Consider the following 19,997-nt stretch of genomic DNA (forward strand, 5'->3'; position numbering starts at 1 on the left):
CATGACCGCGCTCGACGACGCCGCTCTCGCCGCCCTCGACACGCACCTGCGCTCCGCCGCGGACGCCGACGACTTCTCCGGCGTCGTGCGGGTCGAACGCCACGGCGAGGTGCTCCTCGAACGCGCCTACGGCGTCGCGTCGCGCCGCTGGGGCGTCCCGGTCCGCGCGAGCACGCGGTTCGACGTCGCGTCCGTCACCAAGCTGTTCACCGCCGTCGCGGTGCTCCAGCTCGTGGGCGACGGCCGGCTCGGGCTCGACGACCGTGTCCACGACCACGTGGACCTCGCGGGCACGACGATCCCGCGCGAGGTGACGATCCGGCACCTGCTGACCCACACGTCGGGCATCGCGGACGACGCCGACGAGGAGGCAGGGGAGTCGTACGAGGAGCTGTGGGTCGACCGACCGAGCTACTCCGTGACGCGCACGGCGGACTTCCTGCCCGGGTTCGTCCACAAGGAGCCGAACTTCGCGCCCGGCGAGGGGTGCCGGTACTGCAACGTCGGCTACGTCCTCGCGGGCCTCGCGCTGGAGTCCGTCACCGGGACGACGTACCGCGAGCACGTCCGCGAGCACGTGTTCGCGCGCGCGGGCATGGACCGCTCCGGGTTCTTCCGCATGGACGAGGCCGAGCCGGACGTCGCGGAGGGCTGGGAGCCCGTGCACGAGGGCCCGGACGACGACGGCCCCGTCACCGGGTGGCGGCAGAACGTCTACTCCTACCCGCCCGTCGGCTCGCCCGACGGCGGCGCGCACGTCACGGCGCGCGACCTCGCCCGGTTCTGGGCGGCGGTGCGCGGCGGCGAGCTCCTCCCGCCCGACCTCACGCGCGCGTTCCTCACCCCGCAGGTGCTGCACGACGACGGCGCGGACGACACGGACGGGGCCGAGCCCGCCCCGAGCGTGCACTACGGCTTCGGGCTCGAGTTCGAGCTGCTCGCCGACGGGTCGGTGCGCTCGGCGTACAAGGACGGCATCAACACCGGGGCGAGCGCGATCCTGCGCCACTACCCGGACCCGGTGGCCGCCGCGGACGGCCCGGACGCGTCACCGCAGGCCGGGGCGCCGGGCGTGACGGTCGTCGTGCTGTCGAACAGCGAGGCGGGCGCCTGGGACCCGATCCGCCGCCTCGACGAGCTCGTCCGCGGCTGAGCGGGCCGGTCCTCCGCGCGTCCCGCGCCTCCGCACGAGACCTCCACACCCTCCCGGCCGCATCGGCGCTCGCGCCACGGACCGCTCGCCTAGGCTCGTGACCCATGCCCTCCGGACTCTCCGCCGCCCTGACGGCCGCCGTGCCCGCCGCCACGACGGCGGAGCCCGCTCTCGACGGCGTCGCCGGCTGGGCGGTCAACCTCATGGAGACGCTGGGCCCGGTCGGGGCCGCGATCGCCATCGCGCTCGAGAACCTGTTCCCACCCCTGCCGAGCGAGATCATCCTGCCGCTCGCGGGCTTCACGGCGAGCCAGGGGAGCTTCGGGCTCGTCGAGGCGATCCTGTGGACGACGGCGGGGTCCGTCGTCGGCGCCCTCGCGCTCTACGCGGTCGGGGCGATCATCGGGCGCGAGCGCACGCGGTGGATCGCGGAGCGCCTGCCGCTCGTCAAGGTCGAGGACGTCGACCGCACCGAGCAGTTCTTCCTCCGACACGGCAGCGCGACGGTCTTCTTCGGCCGCTTCATCCCCATCTTCCGCAGCCTCATCTCGATCCCCGCTGGCGTCGAGCGCATGCCCCTGTGGAAGTTCACCGCGCTCACCACCGCCGGCAGCGCCGTGTGGAACACGATCTTCGTCTACGCCGGGTACGCGCTCGGCGAGCAGTGGCACGTCGTCGAGGAGTACGCGGGCGTCCTGCAGAAGGTCGTCATCGCCGTCGTCGCGGCGGCGGTCGTGTGGTTCGTCGTGACGCGCGTCTGGCGCTGGGTGCACGACGACGAGCGCCCCGCCCACGCGCGCGGCCGTCGGGACGCGGCGCCCGCGCGCGACGAGGCCTGACCACGGCGTCCGCCCGCGACGGCGCCTGACCACCTCGCCCGGACTTCCGGAGCCTTAGGCCCCGCCCGCGCGGTGCGCGCCGCGGTGGCGGATGATCGGAAGGTGCCCGCCCCGACCGACCGGCCCAGCGTGCCCGTGCGCGCGGCGCTCGTCGCGCCCGCCGCGGGCGACGGCCCCGGGGTCGCGTCGTGATCCTCTCGCTGCTCGCCGCCGTGGCCGCGAGCCTCCTGTACGCGGTGAGCACGATCATGCAGGCCGTCGCGACGCGCCGGGCCCACGGCCTCGCGGCCGTGGCCCAGCCGCTCGTCGTCGGCGGGCTCGTGGTCGACGGCGTCGGCTGGCTCCTCTCCCTCCTCGCCCTGGACCACCTGCCGCTCTTCGTGGTGCAGGCCGTCGTCGCGGCGTCGCTCGTCGCCGTCGTGCTGCTCGCCCGCCTCGTGCTCGGCGCGACGCTGCGCCGCACGGACGTCGTGTCGATCGGCGTCGTCGTCGCGGGCCTCGTGGTGCTGGCGCTCGCGGCGGGGGAGCAGCCCGCGACGCACCCGCCGGCCGGGTTCACGACCTGGGTCAACGTCGCCGGGGTGGTCGTGGCGGTCGGCACCGCCGCCGCGTACCGGCGCGGGCACCCCGTGCTGCTCGCCGTCCTGGGCGGCCTCGGCTACTCGGTCGCCGCCGTGGCGGCGCGCGGCGCGCACGCGTCCGGCGACCTGCTCGACACCGTGCTCCAGCCGCTCGCCCTCGCGATCGTGCTCGGCGGCGTCGCGGGCGCGCTCGCCTACCTGCGCGCCCTGGAGCGGGGTGCCGTGGGGACGGTCGCCGCGACGGTCTCCGTGATCGAGGTGCTCGCCCCGGGGATCGTCGGCCTCGCCGTGCTCGGCGACGTCGTGCGGTCGGGCTGGGCGGCGCCCGCCGTCGTGGCGACGCTGGCCGCCGTCGGGGGGTGCGTCGTGCTCGCGACGAGCCCGGCGAACGCCGCGGCCGAGGAGGGCGCGCCCGCGGCGACGGAGCCCGAGCCCGCCTAGGGTGGGCCGGGTCGGCCGACCGGGGCAGGCCCGCCGACCGGTGCCGGGCAGACGCTCGGCCCGCACCGAGGAGGGGCACGATGCGCACACCGTTGGACGTCCTCACGCTCGACGAGCTGCGCCGTCGGACGTCGGTCAAGTGGCGCACCTACCCGCCCGACGTGCTGCCCCTGTTCGTCGCCGAGATGGACGTCGCGCCGTGCGACGCGGTCGTCGACGCCGTGACGGCCGCCCTGCGCTCGGGCGACACCGGGTACGACGTCGGTACCGCGTACGGCGAGGCGTACGCGCGCTTCGCCCGGCGCCGCTGGGGCTGGACGCTCGACGCGGCGACGTCGCGCACGCTGCCCGACGTCATGGTCGCGATCGTCGAGGTGCTGCGCGTCCTCACGTCCCCGGGCGACGCGGTCGTCGTCAACCCGCCCGTGTACCCGCCGTTCTACGGCTTCACCGCGAACGAGGGGCGCCGCGTCGTCGACGCGCCGCTGGGCACCGACGGGCGACTCGACATCGACAGCCTGGAGCGGGCGTTCGCCGACGCGACCGGTGCCGCCGCGAACGGTGACGGCCCGGGGAGCGGGCGCCGCGCGGTCTGGCTGGTGTGCAACCCGCAGAACCCGACGGGGACCGCGCACACGCGCGCGGAGCTGGCGGACGGCTTGGCGCTCGCCGCGCGGTACGGGGTGCGCGTCGTGGCGGACGAGATCCACGCGCCCCTCACGCGGCCCGGGCTCGACGGGCGCCCCGCGACGACCCACACGCCGCTCCTCACCGTCCCCGGGGCGGACTCCGCCGTCGCGATCGTCTCCGCGTCGAAGGCGTGGAACCTGCCGGGCCTCAAGGCGGCGGCGGCCGTCGCCGGCCCGGACGCCGCCGACGACCTGCGGCGCACCCCCGAGGAGGCGAGCCACGGCGTCCAGCACGTGTCCGTGCTCGCGCACGTCGCGGCCCTCGACCACGGCGAGGCGTGGCTCGACGACGTCCTCGCGGGCGTCGAGCGCAACGCGTGGCTCCTCGCCGACCTGCTCGCGGAGCACCTGCCCGCGGTGCGCTACCGGCCCGGCGAGGCGACGTACCTCGCGTGGCTCGACGCGCGCGGGCTGCCCGGCCCGGCGGGTGCGGACCCCCGGTCGTGGTTCCTCGACCGCGCACGCGTCGCGCTGGAGGACGGGCGCCGGTTCGGCCCCGGCGGGCAGGGGCACGTCCGCCTCAACCTCGCGACGGGCGTCGACGTGCTCACCGAGGCGGTCGAGCGCATGGGCGTGTCGGTGCGGGACGCCTGAACGTCGCTCGACCACGACCGACGAGTTCTCGGCCCTCGGCCGGTCAGACCCCCCGACCACGACCGCACGACCCACCGGAGCACCCGATGCCGTTCGAGCCCGTCCTCCTCGACCACACGTTCACCGCGCCCGTCGGCGTCGACGTCAAGGGCGACACGTGGCCCTGCGTGGAGGTGCCCGGGGCGCGCGAGCTCTTCGGGTCGCTGCGCGCGGTCCGCGTGGACGCGACCGTCGACGACGTCGCGCTGCGCAACGTGGGGCTCATGCCGACGGGGTCGGGCGGGCTGATGCTGTCGCTCAACGCGGGCGTGCGCAAGCGCCTCGGCAAGGACGTCGGTGACACGGTGGTGGTACGGCTGGAGCGCCGCCTGAGCTGAGGCGCGCCGGCGCGCCCGCCGTGTCCGGGCATGGGCAGTTGTCCCCATCGCGGCGGCCGACCCGGCCGCGTACCGTCGGCGTGCGACCGTCGAGGACGAAGGCGTCGACGCGTGCGCGTGAGGGGACGCGCAGGGGCGGGAGGGGACGGCATGAGCGGGATGTGGGGCGCCGACGTCCGTGCGCTGCGCGCGCTCGCGTCCGGCCTGCGCTCCGGCGCCGACGCGCTGCGGACCCACCGCGCGCAGGTGGCGGCCGTCGTCGACGCCGCGACCCGGTGGGACGGGCCCGACGCCGCGCAGTTCCGCAGCGAGTGGGCCAGCACGCTCGGGCCCTCGCTCACTGGCACCGCGAGCCTCCTCGACGCCGCCGCCGACCGCCTCGCCACGGACGCCGACCAGCAGGAGTCCGCGAGCGCCGACGGCGGCGCCCTCGCGGGCCCGGGCGGCGCACCCACGTCCGGCCCGGGCGGGCCCCAGCAGACCGTCCCCACGCCGACGCCGGGCGAGTACGCCGCGATGGACGCGGGCGAGCGCGCCGCGTGGCTCGAGAACGCGACGGACGCGCAGGTCGCGGCGCTCTACGACCAGATGGTGCGCCTCGGCGTCGACCCCGACTCCCCGGGCTTTGCGGAGCTCGCCGTCACGCACTGGACGCGCGTCGCGGCGGGCGAGGCGGGGTTCGACTTCGCCGACTGGGACCCGTCCGCGGGGGCGTCGGCCAACCGGGAGATCATCGAGAGCGTCTACACGTACTACGGCGAGCTCTACCTGGACAACCCGTGGATGCAGTGGGCCGGCATGGCCGCGATGATCGGGCCGTCGTTCGCCGCCGGGTTCTTCGACCTCGACATGATGCGGCAGCTCGCGCAGGGCGTCGCGAGCGGCGCCCGGGCGCTGCCGCCCGGCGTCGACCGGGCGGCGCTCGAGGCGATCGCGACGATGTCGGACGCCGAGCTCGGCTTCTACGAGAACCAGTTCCTGTCGATGCAGCGCGAGATCTTCGTGGACCAGGCCGTCATGCACGAGGCGTACCTGAACGGCGGCATGCAGGAGATGGAGCGGCTGCTCGAGGCCGGCGTCATCGACGGCGCCGCGTACCAGGCGTGGGCGGACGTCGAGGCCGGCCGGGCGGGCGACGCGCAGGCGCTCGCGGACGGCAACACCGCGCTGCTGTGGCGCGAGCAGAACCAGATCATCGCCGACGACTGGCAGACCATGCGCGACCACCCGGTCACGGGCGAGGCGTTCACGTACCTCATGACGCTCGTCGGCGAGCCGTCGATCCCCGGCGCGGGCACGTACGCGCAGCACGACCCCTTCACGGTGAGCGTCGAGACGCCCGGCCCGGAGAACCTCGGGATCCCGTTCACGGGCGTCACGTTCGACAACCCCGTGCAGGGCACGGTGACGGTGGAGACGCCGCTGCCGGGCGGCAACATCGCCGACCAGGCGACCCGCTGGGAGTACATCGCGAACGACACGCTGCCCGCCTACCAGCAGCTCGTCACGCAGCACCCGGACCAGGCGGCGCAGATCATCGGCACCGACGTGTCCGACCGGATCGCCGACTACCGGCTCACGAACCCCGCCCGCATCGGACGCATCCTTGACAGACTGACCGAGTGGGACGTGGACGTGGACCAGTGAGCCGGGGGTTCCGTCGCGCGCACGGGACGGCGCCGAGGGCCGGCGTCGCCGCGGTCCTGCTCGCGGGGGCGCTCGCCGGGTCTCTCGTGCTGACGGGGTGCACGGTGACGTTCGGCGACCCGGACGACGCGGCCACCGGACCGGGCGGGACGACCGCCCCGGGAGGCCCGACGTCGTCGGGCGGCTCGGGCGGCGAGGGCGGCGGGGGCGAGGCGGGCGCGACGACGATCGACGACATCGAGAGGGGCGAGACCGTGCGCTGGGACGTGAGCAGGCCGATCACCGCGGAGTCCGTCGGGCTGGGCGAGTCGATGGCCGTCGTGCAGGTGCCCGACGGCGCGGCCGAGGTCGAGCTGACGCTCCCCGACGGCACGTGGACCACGACGGCCGAGGAGCTGACGATCCAGCCCCGGCGCGGGTACGTGAGCGCGATCAACGTGTTCCGCACGCTCTCCGGCGGGCAGGCCGTGCACGACCAGCTCGTGGCCGACGCGCAGGTCCTGGGCTTCCCCCGGTCGCAGGTCGACCGGTGGCTCGACGAGCTGCCCGCGTCGCTCGACGCGTCGCGCGCGGGCGGGACGCGGGCCCGCACAGGTATCAACGGGTCGAACGGCGACGTCGAGACGTCCGTGCAGATCAGCCACGAGCCCGGGCCGGGGGGCGACGCGTCGGTGCGCCTCTGGTACGTGATCAGCCCGGTCACGCCGGACTGACGTCCACGGCGGACGCGCGTCACGGGCAGGCCGACTCGGCCCCGCTGCCCTGCTCGGCGACCTGGAAGTAGATCGGGTTCTGCCAGTCGGCGCCCTCCCCGCGCACCCGCGGCAGCTCGGCGCAGGTCCAGCCCTGCTGCGGGGTGAACTGGCCCCCCGCGACGACGCGGGCGCCGCTCCACCGCCACGAGGTCTCCTGGCCGGTCGCGGCCCGGAGGTCGACGTCGAAGGACACCGACCGCGTGCCCGCGGGCACCGTGAAGGCCACGTAGTAGTTGCGGACCTGGCTCCCCGGCTCGCCCCACGTCTCGAACGAGATCGAGCGGACCGTGCAGCCGGAGAGGACGGTGCGTCCCTCGCCGCGCGCGACGCACGTGCCGGCCGTCGTCGTCTGCCACCGGCCGGCGGAGACGGGCGCGGCGGTCCGGGCCTGGTCCGTCCACGCGGCCGTCGTGGGCTCGACGGCCGCGTGGGCGACCCCCCACCACGACGCCGTCACGAGCGTCAGGACCGCGAGGAGCAGGCTCAGCGTGCGGCGCCCGGCCGTGGGACCGGCGGTCCCGCCGGCCCTCCGGCCGGTCCGGGTGCCGGTCACCGGCGGACCGGCACGCGGCGCGGTGCGGGCGGGACGAGAAGGGTGAGGCCGAGCAGGCCGAGCAGGCCGACGAGGAGGGGGACCGCCACGGCGGGCGTCGTCAGGCGCACGATCGCGGTGCCCCAGCCGGCGAGCTGGACCGCGGGCTTCCAGACGTCGCCCGAGGCGGTGTAGTCCAGGGCGTCCGAGTAGGCGTTGTTGTCGCCCTTCATGCTGACCGTGTAGCGGTCGTCGCCCGTCTGCTCGACGGCCTCGACGCGGTGGGTCACCAGGTCGCCGGTCAGCTCGCTGGGCAGGCTGACCACGTCGCCGACGGCCAGGTCGGCCGCCGGGACCGGCCGGGCGACCAGGAGGTCGCCCGTCATGATCCCCGGCTCCATCGAGCCGGAGATCACGACGAGGGGCTTGATGAGGCCGGCCGCGGTCGCGCCCCACACCGCCCCGCACACCAGCCCGAAGGCGGCGAGGACCCACAGGACGAGGACGGCCCCGCGCCGCAGTACCTGCATCGGTGGTTCTCCTCCTCCTGCGTCCGGCGTCGGGTCAGGCCGTCGCGGTGGCGGAGACCGTGACGACGAGCGTCCCGGTGGCCCCCTGGTTCGACGGCGCCCAGTCGCTCGGCGCCGTGACGGTGAGCCGGAACTGGTCGCTGGACGTGCCGCCGGTGGCGTCGAGCGTCGTGGCGAGGCCGGAGACGGAGGCGGAGGGGTTCGTGGTGAAGGTCGAGCCCGAGGCGAAGCGGACGCTGGACGTCAGCGCGGCCTTCACCGAGCTCTCGTTGCGCACCCACAGGTCGATCGTGCGCGTCTGGCCGGGCAGGAGGTTCGCGAGCGCGTCCGACGGCACGACGAGCTCGATCGCGTCCGGGTCGGCCGAGTCCTTCCAGGTCGTCCCGTCCAGCGAGCCCTGGAGGTCGAAGGTCGCGGCCGTCGCGGGCGCCGCGAAGAACGCGTTGTCGGTCCAGGCGGCGCTGGTGAGCGCCGCCCCGATGCCGCCGACGGCGAGTGCCGCCAGCCCGAAGGCGGCGAAGGCGCGGCGCTTGTCGCGGCGCGGGGCGGGGGTCGTCTCGGGGGTGTGGAGAGTCATGACTCGAAAAGTACGGAGTCCTCCTCAACGCTGGCGCACCTGTTCCTCAGGAAAAGCGCAGGATCGTCCAGGGATCGCGGCGCGCACCCGCGCGCACCCCAGCCCACCTGCGCGGACACCGGGCGACCGACCGGGGGAAGGGGGGCGCGCCGCGGCTCTGCGGGACGTGGGGGAGGAGCGGGAGGTGAAGAAGCGGCGGACGAACCGGTCTGGTCCGGCCGTCGGTGCCGGCGGCGTCGGTGCCGTCGGGTAGCGTCCGTCTCGTCCCGAACGGCACGGAGCAGGGGAGCACAACGAGTGAGCAGCGTCGCGCACGGCCACGGTCGGTCCGGCTCGCACGGCCGGTGGCGCGGGAGGGCCGCCCGCTGGACCACGACCGCGGCGCTCGTCCCCGTCCTCGCCCTGCCCCTCGCGGCGTGCACGCCCGACCGCCCGGAGGCGTCCGACGCCGCGAACGCGCTCGCCGACGCCCTCCAGGCCGGCGACGTGAGCGCGCTGGAGTTCCGCAACGGCGCCGCGAAGGACGTCCAGGGCCACCTGGAGGCGGTGCTCGAGCCGCTCGCGCCGTACGAGCGCACGGTCGAGGTGGAGTCGGTGGACGTCGACGAGGAGGGCGACGACGCGGGCGACCGCGCGACAGCGACGCTCGCCTACCGCTGGGAGGTCGCGGGCGACCAGGCCTGGGAGTACACCACCACGGCGGAGCTCACGTTCGCGGAGCCGGGCGAGGGCGAGGACGGCCCGGGCACCTGGGACGTCGTGTGGGAGCCCGACGTGCTCGTCCCCGAGCTCGGCCAGGGCGGCCGGCTCGCGGTGAGCCGCGTGCCGGCGGTCCGTGCAGGCATCCTCGGCGCCGACGGCGTCCCCATCGTCGAGGACCGTCCCGTCTACCGGATCGGCGTCGACAAGACGCGCGTGGGCTCCGCCCAGTGGGACGGCGCGGCGCGGGCGCTCGCGGGCGTCGTCGGGCTGGACCCGGAGGAGTACGCGCAGCGCGTCGCGGGCGCCGGGGAGAAGGCGTTCGTCGAGGCCATCACCGTCCGCACGGAGGACACCGCGGGCGTCGACGTCGACGCGGCGCGCGGCATCGAGGGCGTCGCGGTCATCGACGACGCGATCCCCCTCGCCCCGACGCGCGAGTTCGCGCGTCCCCTGCTCGGGCGCGTGGGCGAGGCGACGGCGGAGATCGTCGAGGAGTCGGAGGGCGCGGTCGCCGCGGGCGACCAGGTCGGCATCTCCGGTCTCCAGCGGCAGTACGACGAGCAGCTCCGCGGCGTGCCGGGCCTGTCGATCGAGGTCGTGCCGGGCGAGGCGGACGCGGACGCGGAGCCGACGGAGGTGTTCTCGGTCGAGCCGGTGGACGGTGTGCCGCTGAGCACGACGCTGCGCCCGGACATGCAGGTCGCCGCCGAGGCGCTGCTCGCCGGGCAGGGGCCGAGCGCGATCGTCGCGATCCAGCCCTCGACGGGCTCCGTGCTCGCGGCGGCGAGCTCGACCGCGGGCGAGGGGCTCTCGACCGCCACGACGGGCCAGTACGCGCCGGGATCGACGTTCAAGGTCGCGACGACGCTCGCGATGCTGCGCGCGGGCCTCACCCCGGACACGACCGTCTCCTGCCCGCCCACGCTGACCGTCGAGGGCCGCGAGTTCCAGAACGTGCCCGGCTACCCGACGGCGGCGCTCGGCGACGTGCCGCTGCGCACGGCGTTCGCGAACTCGTGCAACACGGCGATGATCGGGCAGCGGGAGGCCGTGTCGCAGCAGGCGCTGCACGACGCCGCCGCCTCGCTCGGGCTGGGCGTCGAGTCCGAGCTCGGCGCGCCCGCGTTCTTCGGCGACGTCCCGACGGACGCGCAGGGCACCGAGCACGCCGCGTCGATGATCGGGCAGGGCAAGGTCCAGGCGTCGCCCCTCGCGATGGCGACGGTCGCCGCGAGCGTCGCCGCCGGGCGCACGGTCGCGCCGGTCCTCGTCCACCCGGACGTCCAGACCGTCGCCGAGGAGCAGCCCGCCTCGACCCTCACCGAGCAGGAGGCGGCGACGCTGCGCGAGCTCATGCGCGGCGTCGTCACGGACGGCTCGGCGTCGATCCTCCAGGACCTCCCGGGCGAGCCCGGGGCGAAGACGGGCACGGCGCAGTACGGCGACGGCAGCCAGTCCCACGCGTGGATGATCGCGACGCAGGGCGACCTCGCGGTCGCCGTGTTCGTCGAGACGGGCGAGGGCGGCGCCGTGACGGCGGGGCCGCTCGTGCACGCGTTCCTCGACGCGCCGAACGCCTGACGCCCGCCGCTCCCCGGCGGCCGGAATAGGTCCGGCCGCCGGACGGTTGTCCACGAGCGGGTATGATCGGTTGCCGCGGGCGTCCGTATGCCCGCGTCCAGCGAGAACCCACCGTTCCGGGAGAACCTCCGTGTTCGTCAGCGTGCCTGCCTGGCAGCTCACCCAGCGCCGCGACGTCGACCTCCGTCGAGTCGCCAGCGCGCTGTGTCGCTGACCCCCCGTCGCCGCTGACGCCTCCCCGCCTCCGCACACCCGTCAGGACCCCGGGTCGCCTCGCGACCTGAGCCGCTGACGCGCGTGGCGCGCCCCCGTCAGGCCGCTGGCTACCTCCGTGCCTGCGTCCCTGCCCGGGCCGCGCTGCTGCCGGCGCCCCGCGACGACGTCCCGAGCCCCTCTCCCGAGAGCGGGCGCTCGTGCGCCCGCGTCACCCCGAAAGGTCCTCCGTGTCCTCGACCCCCTCGACGGCCTCCTCGCAGGCCGACCCGCAGGCGAAGCAGGCTCCGGCCGCTGCGCCCGCGAAGAAGAAGCGCCGGTTCCCCTCGTTCAGCGTGCAGATCCTGCTCGGCCTCGCGGTCGGCGTCGGGCTCGGTGCCCTCGCCCTCGCCATGGGCCCGCAGGACGCGGCCGGCGAGGTTCCCAACGGCCTGACCACGACGCTCGACACCGTCGGCTCCTCGTTCGTCACGCTGCTCAAGGCCGTCGTCCCGCCGCTGATCTTCACCGCGATCGTCGCGTCGATCGCGAACCTGCGCACCGTCACCAACGCCGCGCGCCTCGCCGGCCAGACGCTCCTGTGGTTCGCCATCACCGCGGCGATCTCCGTGGCCGTCGGCATCGGCCTGGGCCTGCTGTTCAACCCGGGCCAGAACGCCTCGGTGTCCGTCGACGACGCCTACGAGGCCGGCCGCACCGGCACGTGGCTCGACTTCCTCACCGGCCTCATCCCGGGCAACGTCCTGGGCCTCGGGGCGTCGACCCGCCTGACGACCGGGGACGACGGCGCGCTGACGGGTGCCGCCGAGACCTCGGTGAACTTCAACGTCCTGCAGATCCTCGTCGTCGCGCTGGTGATCGGCATCGCGGCGCTCAAGTCGGGCAAGAAGGCGGACCCGTTCCTCGCGTTCAACCGCTCCGCGCTCGCGATCGTGCAGAAGGTGCTGTGGTGGATCATCCGCCTCGCGCCGATCGGCACCGCCGGCCTCATCGGCTACGCCATCGCGGCGTACGGCTGGACGTCGCTCGCGTCGCTCGCGTGGTTCGCCGTCGCCATCTACGTCGGTCTCGCGGTCGTGCTGTTCGTCGTCTACCCGATCCTGCTGCGCACCAACGGCCTGAAGATCTCGAGCTACTTCAAGGGCGCGTGGCCCGCGATCCAGCTCGCGTTCGTCTCGCGCTCCTCGATCGGCACGCTGCCCGTGACGCAGCGCGTCACCGAGCGCAACCTCGGCGTCCCGAGCGAGTACGCGTCGTTCGCCGTGCCGCTGGCCGCGACCACCAAGATGGACGGTTGCGCCTCGATCTACCCGGCCATCTCGGCGATCTTCGTCGCGCAGATCTTCGGCATCGACCTGTCGATCACCGACTACCTGCTCATCGCGTTCGTGTCCGTCGTCGGCTCCGCCGCGACCGCGGGCCTCACCGGCGCGATCGTCATGCTGACCCTCACGCTCTCGACCGTGGGCCTGCCGCTCGCGGGCGTGGGCCTGCTGCTCGCGATCGACCCGATCCTCGACATGGGCCGCACCGCAGTGAACGTCGCGGGCCAGGCGCTCGTGCCCACGATCGTGGCGAAGCGCGAGGGCATCCTCGACCTCGAGCAGTACGAGGCCGCGACGGCCGAGGACCTCTTCGTGGACGAGGACGACGACGCGTCGTCCGAGACGACCACGGAGTCCCCGGCGCCGGCCGAGGCCGCGGAGGCCTCGCCGTCGGGCACCAAGGAGCGCGTGGGCGCCTCCGCCTGACGCCGACCAGGCGATTCCTCGCCGTCGAGCACGACGTTGCTGCCGTTGTCCGCGGGATGACGGCAGCAACGTCGTTCTCGGCGTCAGGGGTGGGGGTGGCCCTCGCGCAGGACGGCGAGGCGGGTGCGGTACTCCTGCTCGTCGATCTCGCCGCGCGCGTAGCGCTCGCCGAGGATCGCGACCGGGTCAGGGCCGGGGGCGCGCCAGCCGCCGGGACCGCCCGGGCCCCAGCCGCGCCGCGCGCGGCGGGCGACGAGGAAGACCACGGACGCGAAGAGCAGGAACCACAGCAGGGGGAAGACGAACCACCACGGTCCGGGCCCCCAGCCGGGGTGGGCCACGGACGCGACGGCCTCCGTGGGGACCACGGCCCCGGTGAGTGCGGTGAGCATGACGACCTCCGGTGTCGGTGCGCCTCGCCGGTCCCGGCGAGGGCGGCCGTCCGCCGGCCGCACCCCCAGGCTCGCGCCCGCCCGACGCCGCGTCGTCACCCGGGCGTGCCGACCTCGCTCGTCCCCCGGTGCCGCCCGCGACGGTCGGTCGGGGGCTCAGCCCGCCCAGCCCGGACGGACGACGCCCGACTCGTACGCCGCGACGACGAGCTGTGCCCGGTCCCGCGCGCCCAGCTTCGCCATGACCCGCGAGACGTGGGTCTTCACGGTCGACTCCGACAGGAAGAGCGACCCGGCGATCTCCTCGTTCGACAGCCCGCCCGCGACCTCGACGAGCACCTCGCGCTCGCGCGGCGTGAGCTCCTCGACACCGCGCACCGGCCCGACGGCGCGCGTCGCGTCCGCGACGCGCGACAGCAGCCGCCGCGTCACGGTGGGCGAGAGCAGCGCGTCGCCGCGCGCGGCGACGCGCACCGCCCGGACGAGGTCGACCGGCTCGGTGTCCTTGACGAGGAAGCCGCTCGCGCCGCCGCGGATCGCGTCGGTCACGTACTCGTCGAGCTCGAACGTCGTGACCACCACGACGTGCACGTGCGACGCCGCCCGGTCCGCGACGATCCGCCGCGTCGCCTCCAGGCCGTCGAGACCGGGCATGCGGATGTCCATGAGCACGACGTCGGGCAGGTGCTCGAGCGCGAGGCGGACGGCGTCGTCGCCGGTCGCGGCCTCCGCGACGACGCGCATGTCGTCCTCGGAGTCGATGAGCGCGCGGAAGCCACCCCGCACGAGCGCCTGGTCGTCGGCCAGCACGACGTCGATCACGGTGCCTCCTCGCGCTGCGGCGGTGCGTCGTCGGCCGCGTCGGACCGTCCGGGGGTGCCCGGTCCGGGCGGGGAGCCCGGCCAGGGAAAGACTGCCCGCACGCGGAAGCCACGTCCAGAGGGGGACGGCGCCGGGCCGGCGGCGAGCGACCCGCCGACGCTCTCGACGCGCTCGCGCATGCCCCGCAGGCCGTAGCCCGGCTCCGGCTCCGCGCCCGGGGCCGCGCCGTCGTCGGTCACGGTCACGGTCACCGCGCCGTGCGGTGCGGGACGCACCGCGACCCGCACGTCCGCCCGCGTGGCGCCGTGCGCGTGCCGCCGCACGTTGGTCAGCGACTCCTGCACCACGCGGTAGACGACGCCCGCGAGCCGGTCGGGCAGTCCCGCCGCGGCCGGGTCGACGTCGAGCGCGACCGCGAGGCCGCCGCCCTCCGCCTGCCGCACGAGCCGGGGGAGCGCCGCGAGGTCCCACGTCGGGGCGAGGGGCGCGCCGTCGTCGTGCGCGTCGCCGCGCACGACGCCCAGCACCGCGCGCACCTCGTCGAGCGCCTCCGTGCTCGCGGCGCGGATCGCGGTCAGCGCACCGCGGGCCTGCTCGGGGTCGCGGTCGAGCAGGTGCAGGCCGACGCCCGCCTGGACGGTGATGGCGGACAGCGAGTGCGCGAGCACGTCGTGGACCTCGCGCGCGATCCGCAGGCGCTCGTCGGCGACGGCGGTCCGCTCCCGCTCGGCGCGCGCCAGGCGCTCGGCCTCGCGAGCCGCGGCGAGCCGCGCGGACCGGTCGCGGACCGTCCCGGCGACGAGCAGCACGACGACGGTCCACGCCGTCCCGCCGAGCAGCGTCGCCGGGGGCGGCGCGTCCGGGCGGAGCGCCGCCGCCGCGACCACCGCGCCCGCCAGCAGCACCGCCCCGCCCCACGCGACCCGGCGCGCGCGCACCGCGGGTCCGCTGAGCAGCACCCCCACGAGCACGCCGACGGGACCGGCGAGCACCGGGCCCCACGCGTACCCGGCGACGAGGAACGCGCCCGCGGCACCCACGGACACGACGACGGCGACGACCGGCCACCGCACGAGGAGCACGAGGGCGAGCGGGGGCACGAGGAGGAGCGCGAGCGCCGCGGCGTCGAGCGGCCGGGCACCGGGCTGGCCGTGCGTCGCGCCCACGGAACCGACGACCGCGACCACCGCGAGCACCACGGCGAGGAACGCCCGGGGGCGGCGGCGGTCGAGCGGGCCCATGCGTCGCACGCTACGCCGCGCGCGGCCGGGCCGCGTCCGACCGGGGTGCCGGGCGACGTCGTCCCGGGGTGCCGGGTCGCGTGGCCCCGGGGTGCCGCGCGGCGGCGGACGGGGGCGCGGGCGTCAGGCGCCGTCGTGCACCGCGTCGAGCACGACCGGGTCGGCGCACCCGCGCGCGAAGCCGGCGATGCGCCGGTCGACGTCGCGCTGGAGCACCCACGACCCGACGCGCTCGGCGACCGGGGCGAGCCAGCGCGGCCGGCACCGGAAGCTGTACCGCCACGTCGCGCGCGTGCCGCCGGCCGGGTCGGGTGCGAAGCGCCAGCCGCCCGCGAGGTTCTCGAAGAACCAGGACCCGCGGACCATGCGCATGCCGACGTTGGTCGGCGGGTTGTACGAGACGTACTCGCTCACCATGGACAGCCCGCTGCGGTGCCGGGTGAAGGTCTGCACGCCCTTCGCGGGCGCGGTCGCGCCGTCGAGGAAGTGCTGGTGGCGGATGAAGGGGTCCCAGCGCAGGCGGACGGCGCCCGTCGTCTGCGAGACGGCGAACGCCGTCGCGGGGTCGACGGGGACCACGAGCGAGGACTCGACGACGGGCATGGTCGGATGCTCCCATGCCGGGCGGCGCCTCGCCGCCCGCCTCAGGACGCGGCGAGCCCGGCATCGGCGTGCCCCGGACGCGGGAGCAGGCCCCGGACGCGAGGACGGCCCGCCCCTCGACGAGGGACGGGCCGTCCGGACCGCGGCGCGTGGCGTCAGGACGCGAAGGCGTACCCGGCCTCGACGCACTGGGCGCGGAACGCGTCGAGCGACGCCTGGAGCTTCGACGTGCTGACCGTCTCGCCCTGGACGGCGGCCTCGAAGGGCGCCTTGATCCCGTTGAGGTTCTCCTGGAGCTCCGGGTCGGCGAAGTTCTGCACCGCGGCGATGCGCTCGCGCGTCGTGTAGATCGCGGCGGCGGCGTCCTCGTCGTCCGGCGTGGCGAGCAGCGGCGTCGTCTCGGTGACGAGGCGCTCGGCGGAGTACTCGCCGCCGTAGAAGGTGCTGCACGTCGTGGTGACGGCGACGACGGCCGGCGTGACCTCGGGGGCCGCCTCGGTCGTGGTCTCGGTCGCGGGGGTGGTCGCCGCGTCGTCGCTCGCCGGGTCGGTCGGCGAGGCGCAGGACGCCAGCAGGAGGGCACAGGAGAGCGCCGCGGTGGCGGCAAGAAGCTTACGCATGCTAACGATTCCACACTCTGGCGCACGCGGGGCGCAAGAAGATTGAGCGGGCGCCGGGGCGGGAGCCGCGGAATCTCGCGGCTCGTGCGGCGAGCTTGTGCTCAGCGTCACAAAGGAGCGCGTCGCGTCACACGACGTCGAGGACGACCTTCCCGCGCACGTGCCCCTCGGCGACGAGGCGCAGCGCCTCCGCGGCCTCGGCGAGCGGGAACCGGGCCGAGACCTCCGCCCGGAGCCGCCCGTCCTCCGCGAGCGCGAGCACCTCGTCGAGGGCGCCCTTCGCGTCGACCTTGTCGGCGATCCCGGCGGCGCGCGAGGCGTCCGTCCCGACGACGGTCACGGCGCTCGGCGGGTCGTCGGCGTCGGCGGGGGAGAGGTGCTCGCCCAGCAGCGCGACGGTCGCGGCCACGGTCTCGTCCGTGCCGACGAGGTCGACGACGACGCTCACCTCGTCGAGCCCGTCGGGCAGCGCGCGGACCGCGTCGACGAGCCCCGGGCCGTACGCGACGGGCGTCGCACCGAGGTCGCGCACGTAGTCGTGGTTCGCGGGCGAGGCCGTCCCGACGACGCGGGCACCGAGCGCGGTCGCGATCTGCACCGCCGCGGACCCGACGCCCCCGCTCGCGCCGTGCACGAGCACGACGTCGCCCTCGCCCGTGTCGGCCTGGACGAGTGCGGAGAACGCGGTCGCCGCCGCGACGGGCAGGACCGCGGCCTGGTCGAACGGGACGGACGACGGCTTGCGCCGCACGTGGTCGGCGCGGACGAGCGAGAGCTCGCGCTGCGCCCCCGTGCCGTGCCACACGACCTCGTCGCCCGGGGCGAGGTCCGGGACGTCGGGCCCGACGGCGTCGACCACCCCGGCCGCCTCGAACCCCAGCACGCCGGGGACGCGGCCACCGAACGCGCCGGCGAGCCGCTTGAGGTCCGCGGGGTTGACGCCGACGACGCGGTTCGCGACGCGCACCTGGCCGGGGCCGGGAGCGCCGACCTCCTCGTCGTCGACCCGCAGGCCCTCGGGCCCGCCGAACTCCTCGAAGACGACGACCGTGCTCATGCCGACCCCCGTGGTCTCGCCGTCGGTCGCCCACCGCGAGGGCGAGTCCGCGCGGTGGCCCCGGGGTGGCCGGGCGGTTCCACTCTTCCATCGCGGACCGCCGCTGTCATGCGGCGGACGTGGGCAGGAGTACCCGTCCGGGACGGTTTCACCCCGTCCCGAGCGTTGGGGAGGGTGATGACGACACCGTCCGAGGACCCCGGCCACCCGCTCGACCCGCGGCCCGCGCGCGAGCGGCTGCTCGCCGTGCGCGCGGAGGCGTCGGAGCGCCTGCGGGCGCTGCGCGCCGACGTCGCGGGCATCGTCGAGGCGTCGCGCGACTCCAACGCGGACGACGAGCACGACCCCGACGGCGCGACGATCGCGTTCGAGCGCGCCCAGGTGGACGCGCTCGCGCGCGACGCGGCCGCGCGGGTCGAGGAGGTCGACGCCGCCCTCGCGCGCCTGGACGCGGGGACCTACGGCGTCTGCGCGGGGTGCGGGCAGCAGATCGCCGCCGGGCGCCTGGAGGCGCGCCCGACGGCGCGGACCTGCGTCGCGTGCGCGGCCGCGGTGCACTGAGCGACCGGGCCCGCCGCGACCGGGTCAGAGCTGGCCGTGGCCCTTCTTCGACGGGACGCCGGCGATGAGGCCGCCGTCCACGACGAACTCCGAGCCCGTCGAGTACGACGCCTCGTCGCTCGCGAGGAAGACGATCATGCGCGAGACCTCCTCGGGCGCCGCGGGGCGGCCGAGCGGGATGAGGAGGTCGTCCGGGTTGAGCGACGCGGTCATGGGCGTCGAGATGAACCCGGGGTGCACCGAGTTGACGCGCACGCCGTACGGGCCGAGGTCGAGCGCGACGGACTTCGTCAGCCCGCGGACGCCGAACTTCGACGCGACGTAGCCGTGCAGGCCCGCGCTCCCGCGCATGCCCTCGACCGACGAGATGTTGATGATCGACCCCGCGCCCGCCTTCGCCATGATCGGCGACACCGCCCGGATCCCGAGGAACGTGCCGGTGAGGTTGATGTCGATGATCCGGCGCCAGGCGGCGACGTCGAACTCCGTGATGGGACCGCCGTTGGCGATGCCCGCGTTGTTGACGAGCACGTCGACGCGCCCGAACGCGTCGAGCGTGGCCGCGACGGCGGCCGCCCACTCGTCCTCGCTCGTCACGTCGAGGTGCACGTAGCGGGCGTCGGGGCCGAGCTCGCGCGCGAGCGCCTCGCCCTTCGCGTCGTCGAGGTCCGCGACCACGACCTTCGCGCCCTCGGCGACCAGTGCGCGCGCGTTCGTGACGCCCATGCCGCCGGTGCCACCGGTGACGATCGCGACCTTGTTCTGCACCCTTCCGGGAGTGCTGCCCATGGTGGGGCTCCTTTCCTTGCCGGGCACGGCGGCGTCGGCCCGCCTCGTGAGCGGGGGCGTCGTCGCGCGGGTGGTGCGCACCTGCCCGCCGGGGACCGCGGTCGACCGGCGGAGGGGACGGCTCGTCAGGGCGACGGCGTGGTCCACCAGGCGGGCAGGGCGTCTCGGGCGACCCGCGGGAACAGCCCGGGGTCACGGGGAGGGGGCGTGGCGAGCCACACCTCGAGCGCGCCGACCGTGCCGAAGCCGACGTACGTCGCGAACGCGCGCGCCGCGACGTCGGCCGTCGCGGTGGTCGTGGCTCCGGCCGACGGCTCGGCCGGGAGTCCCGCCGAGGTGCCGGCCGGGGCCGACGGCAGGAGGCCCGGGTGGGCGTGCAGGTGCTCGACGAGCGTGCCGGTGACGTGGCTGGCGAGCAGCCGGAACAGCGGCGCGCTGAGGCCGCCCTCCAGCGCGCGCTCGTAGACGGGGAGGTGGGCCTCGACGTGCACGACGAGCGCGCGGCTCCAGTGGTCGACGACCTCGCGGGAGCGGGCGGCGACGTCGTCGGCCGTCTCGGCGGCCCGGACGTCGGCGAAGAACCGGTCGCGGATCGCGTCGAGCTCGGCGCCGAGCACGCGCGCGAGGAGCTCGGACGGGCTCGACGCGTGGTCGTAGAACGTCACGCGGTTGATCCCCGCGCGGGCCGCGACGGCGGACACCGTGAGCCGGGTGACGTCCTGCTCCGCGGCGAGCGCGAGGATCGCGGTCCGCAGGGCCGCGGCGGTGCGGGCGGTGCGCTTGTCCACGGCCACCTCCTCCGCGTCGTGCTGTGCGCTGCGTCGTCGTCGACGTTACGCCGAGGCAATCACTTAAGCAACAGGTGTTGCCTATCTCACCCGCCCAGAGGCGGTCCCGGGATCACGGTCGTACCGTCGAGAGTGCGGCCGCAGGTCCGCGGCCACACCAAC

The 19,997-nt window shown here is 75.7% G+C and carries 21 protein-coding genes; 10 read left to right on the forward strand and 11 right to left on the reverse strand.

The features are described 5' to 3' along the window. Window position 1: 1 nt before the first annotated feature. The 7 genes from BJP59_RS18455 (at window position 2) to BJP59_RS18485 (ending at window position 7,034) form a co-directional block, all read left to right on the forward strand. Window positions 2-1,153, forward strand: a complete 1,152-nt coding sequence (locus tag BJP59_RS18455; protein ID WP_194521699.1) for a serine hydrolase domain-containing protein — start codon at window positions 2-4, stop codon at window positions 1,151-1,153. A 104-nt stretch (window positions 1,154-1,257) separates the two neighbouring features. Then, window positions 1,258-1,992 carry a DedA family protein gene (locus BJP59_RS18460; protein WP_074804653.1) on the forward strand — a complete coding sequence of 245 codons (735 nt, stop codon included), beginning with the start codon at window positions 1,258-1,260 and terminating at the stop codon, window positions 1,990-1,992. Between the two features lie 188 nt (window positions 1,993-2,180). Next, window positions 2,181-3,014, forward strand: coding sequence for a hypothetical protein (locus BJP59_RS18465; RefSeq protein ID WP_194521700.1), 834 nt, complete (start codon window positions 2,181-2,183; stop codon window positions 3,012-3,014). 80 nt (window positions 3,015-3,094) lie between these two features. Beyond that, window positions 3,095-4,297, forward strand: a complete 1,203-nt coding sequence (locus BJP59_RS18470; protein ID WP_194521701.1) for a MalY/PatB family protein — start codon at window positions 3,095-3,097, stop codon at window positions 4,295-4,297. Window positions 4,298-4,383: 86 nt separating this feature from the next. After that, on the forward strand, window positions 4,384-4,674 hold the full coding sequence (locus tag BJP59_RS18475; protein WP_043652182.1) for a DUF1905 domain-containing protein: 291 nt from the start codon (window positions 4,384-4,386) through the stop codon (window positions 4,672-4,674). A gap of 150 nt (window positions 4,675-4,824) precedes the next feature. Beyond that, complete coding sequence (locus BJP59_RS18480) at window positions 4,825-6,321, forward strand: WXG100 family type VII secretion target (protein WP_194521702.1); 1,497 nt, start codon at window positions 4,825-4,827, stop codon at window positions 6,319-6,321. Then, entirely contained in the window at window positions 6,318-7,034 is a 717-nt protein-coding gene (locus tag BJP59_RS18485; protein ID WP_194521703.1) for a hypothetical protein, read from the forward strand. The genes BJP59_RS18480 and BJP59_RS18485 overlap by 4 nt, the downstream gene beginning before the upstream one ends. Before the next feature lie 19 nt (window positions 7,035-7,053). On the opposite strand, the gene BJP59_RS18490 is transcribed toward BJP59_RS18485, so the two are convergent. From BJP59_RS18490 to BJP59_RS20045, 3 genes are read right to left on the reverse strand one after another with little or no spacing between them, the layout of a single operon-like run. Then, a complete protein-coding gene (locus tag BJP59_RS18490) occupies window positions 7,054-7,629 on the reverse strand; it encodes a hypothetical protein (protein WP_194521704.1) in 576 nt (191 codons plus the stop codon). Continuing rightward, window positions 7,626-8,138: a signal peptidase I gene (locus tag BJP59_RS18495; RefSeq protein ID WP_211932375.1), complete on the reverse strand. Its 513-nt coding sequence runs from the start codon at window positions 8,136-8,138 to the stop codon at window positions 7,626-7,628. Before BJP59_RS18495 ends, BJP59_RS18490 begins: the two co-directional genes overlap by 4 nt. A 34-nt stretch (window positions 8,139-8,172) precedes the next feature. Continuing rightward, entirely contained in the window at window positions 8,173-8,715 is a 543-nt protein-coding gene (locus tag BJP59_RS20045; RefSeq protein ID WP_009865266.1) for a hypothetical protein, read from the reverse strand. A 297-nt stretch (window positions 8,716-9,012) separates the two neighbouring features. Here BJP59_RS20045 and BJP59_RS18500 point away from each other — a divergent pair, with 297 nt between their 5' ends. Continuing rightward, window positions 9,013-10,998, forward strand: coding sequence for a penicillin-binding transpeptidase domain-containing protein (locus BJP59_RS18500; protein ID WP_228485179.1), 1,986 nt, complete (start codon window positions 9,013-9,015; stop codon window positions 10,996-10,998). Between the two features lie 443 nt (window positions 10,999-11,441). Further along, window positions 11,442-12,962 (forward strand): dicarboxylate/amino acid:cation symporter, encoded by a 1,521-nt coding sequence (locus BJP59_RS18505; RefSeq protein WP_194521707.1) that lies wholly within the window; start codon window positions 11,442-11,444, stop codon window positions 12,960-12,962. A gap of 83 nt (window positions 12,963-13,045) precedes the next feature. Here BJP59_RS18505 and BJP59_RS18510 read toward each other — a convergent pair whose 3' ends face one another. The 6 genes from BJP59_RS18510 to BJP59_RS18535 form a co-directional block, all read right to left on the reverse strand. Next, the gene (locus BJP59_RS18510; protein ID WP_194521708.1) at window positions 13,046-13,354 is read right to left on the reverse strand and encodes an SHOCT domain-containing protein; all 309 of its coding nucleotides are present in this window, start codon (window positions 13,352-13,354) and stop codon (window positions 13,046-13,048) included. 156 nt (window positions 13,355-13,510) lie between these two features. Continuing rightward, window positions 13,511-14,176, reverse strand: coding sequence for a response regulator (locus BJP59_RS18515; RefSeq protein ID WP_061268362.1), 666 nt, complete (start codon window positions 14,174-14,176; stop codon window positions 13,511-13,513). Then, window positions 14,173-15,417 (reverse strand): sensor histidine kinase, encoded by a 1,245-nt coding sequence (locus BJP59_RS18520; protein ID WP_194521709.1) that lies wholly within the window; start codon window positions 15,415-15,417, stop codon window positions 14,173-14,175. Before BJP59_RS18520 ends, BJP59_RS18515 begins: the two co-directional genes overlap by 4 nt. 123 nt (window positions 15,418-15,540) lie before the next feature. Beyond that, on the reverse strand, window positions 15,541-16,020 hold the full coding sequence (locus tag BJP59_RS18525; RefSeq protein WP_034655327.1) for an SRPBCC family protein: 480 nt from the start codon (window positions 16,018-16,020) through the stop codon (window positions 15,541-15,543). 155 nt (window positions 16,021-16,175) lie between these two features. After that, window positions 16,176-16,640 (reverse strand): hypothetical protein, encoded by a 465-nt coding sequence (locus BJP59_RS18530; RefSeq protein ID WP_086149467.1) that lies wholly within the window; start codon window positions 16,638-16,640, stop codon window positions 16,176-16,178. 127 nt (window positions 16,641-16,767) lie between these two features. Beyond that, complete coding sequence (locus tag BJP59_RS18535; RefSeq protein WP_194521710.1) at window positions 16,768-17,697, reverse strand: quinone oxidoreductase family protein; 930 nt, start codon at window positions 17,695-17,697, stop codon at window positions 16,768-16,770. A 177-nt stretch (window positions 17,698-17,874) separates the two neighbouring features. On the opposite strand from BJP59_RS18535, the gene BJP59_RS18540 reads away from it, so the two are divergent. Then, window positions 17,875-18,258 carry a TraR/DksA family transcriptional regulator gene (locus BJP59_RS18540; RefSeq protein WP_137279942.1) on the forward strand — a complete coding sequence of 128 codons (384 nt, stop codon included), beginning with the start codon at window positions 17,875-17,877 and terminating at the stop codon, window positions 18,256-18,258. A gap of 24 nt (window positions 18,259-18,282) precedes the next feature. Here the strand turns inward: BJP59_RS18540 and BJP59_RS18545 are convergent, their stop codons facing one another. Together BJP59_RS18545 and BJP59_RS18550 are read right to left on the reverse strand one after the other, a co-directional pair. Further along, window positions 18,283-19,047 (reverse strand): glucose 1-dehydrogenase, encoded by a 765-nt coding sequence (locus BJP59_RS18545; RefSeq protein ID WP_061269402.1) that lies wholly within the window; start codon window positions 19,045-19,047, stop codon window positions 18,283-18,285. A gap of 125 nt (window positions 19,048-19,172) precedes the next feature. Continuing rightward, window positions 19,173-19,835 carry a TetR/AcrR family transcriptional regulator gene (locus tag BJP59_RS18550; RefSeq protein ID WP_163186606.1) on the reverse strand — a complete coding sequence of 221 codons (663 nt, stop codon included), beginning with the start codon at window positions 19,833-19,835 and terminating at the stop codon, window positions 19,173-19,175. Between the last annotated feature and the right edge of the window lie 162 nt (window positions 19,836-19,997).

The organism is Cellulosimicrobium sp. JZ28, from assembly GCF_015327065.1.
GTDB lineage: Bacteria > Actinomycetota > Actinomycetes > Actinomycetales > Cellulomonadaceae > Cellulosimicrobium > Cellulosimicrobium funkei.